The organism is Yinghuangia sp. YIM S10712 (assembly GCF_051388935.1).
GTDB lineage: Bacteria > Actinomycetota > Actinomycetes > Streptomycetales > Streptomycetaceae > Yinghuangia.
On the sequence record NZ_JBPKBI010000073.1, the window covers coordinates 1 to 1,117 of the forward strand.

Sequence of the window (1,117 nt, forward strand, 5' to 3'; positions counted from 1 at the left end):
TACTGATCTTTGCGAATTGGGTTGTTGATGTTTCGTCAGGTCAGTCCGGTTCCTGCGAGGAAGCCGTTGAGGAGTGTTGGTCGGCGTTGGATGTGCCGCAGTCCTTGGCGGGCGACGCCGACCAGTTCGTCGAGGGTGCGGGCACCGAGGTTGGCCAGGGGCCCGTTCTTCAGGTGCGCCCAGCCGCCTTCGACCGGGTTCAGGTCAGGCGCGTACGGCGGCAGGAAGACCAGGGTCAGCCAGTCGGTCCGGTCGGCGAACGCGCGCATCCGGCGGCTGCGGTGACTGCCGAGATTGTCCCAGATCAGGATGATCGGCCGGCCCAACGCCCGATGAATGCCGGGGAGTTGCCGGATCAACTCGCGGTCGTTCACCGAGCCGGGAACCAGTCGGTAGAAAAACCTCGGCGGCCCTGTCGGCGGGTAGCAGCACCAGCCGACCAGCGACGTCTTCGGGCGCTTCCCCATCCGCACACGGATCACCGGGGTCCGGCCCCGCGGCGCCCAGGTCGCACGAACCGGCGGCAGCAGCGACAACGCGGTCTCATCTGCGAAAACGACTACGGCACCGGTCCGGCGTGCGGTGGTTTTACCTGGGGCCACACCGTGCACCGCCAGGTCGTCACCGCCTCCTCGTTCCGCTCCAGAGCACGCCGGGCCGGCCGCTGCAGCGACCAGCCGTGCGCTCTCAGCAGCCGCCACACACTCGACGGCGCCACGTACACCACCCCGGTCACCTGCGTGATCACCCGCCCGACCCGCGCGAGCGTCCAGACCTTCCCCGTGAAGCCCGAGGCCTCCGGCCCAGCCTCCAGCACAGTCGCGACCTCGGCGAACTCCTCGTCCGACACCAGGCGCGCGGGCCCCGGAGGGCCGGCCGACCGCAACGCGTCGACACCGCCGTCCACCCATGCTTTGTGCCATTTCGACACCGCCTGCGGCGAGACACCCAACCGCCGCGCGACCTCCGCCTGCGGCACCTTCTCCGCGAACCAAACCGCAGCCCTCAACCGCTTATCCTCCCGGCGAGACCGCTCCGCCGGAGTCATCCCCGAGTACCCCATACACGGGATATGCCCACACCTGACGCACCGTCAACTGGACCCACAAAGATCAGT

At 68.5% G+C, this 1,117-nt stretch carries 2 protein-coding genes; both read right to left on the reverse strand.

Features of this window, described 5'->3' with window-relative positions; translation table 11 throughout:
• Positions 1–35 precede the first annotated feature (35 nt).
• Positions 36–611: an IS630 family transposase gene (locus ACRX5W_RS33245; protein ID WP_436792123.1), complete on the reverse strand. Its 576-nt coding sequence runs from the start codon at positions 609–611 to the stop codon at positions 36–38.
• Entirely contained in the window at positions 560–1,063 is a 504-nt protein-coding gene (locus ACRX5W_RS33250) for a winged helix-turn-helix domain-containing protein (RefSeq protein WP_436792124.1), read from the reverse strand. Before ACRX5W_RS33250 ends, ACRX5W_RS33245 begins: the two co-directional genes overlap by 52 nt.
• Between the last annotated feature and the right edge of the window lie 54 nt (positions 1,064–1,117).

Bases quoted from the DNA above. Each gene is read 5' to 3' on its own strand.
- ACRX5W_RS33250 (WP_436792124.1), bottom strand. From the start codon at position 1,063: ATGGGGTACTCGGGGATGACTCCGGCGGAGCGGTCTCGCCGGGAGGAT.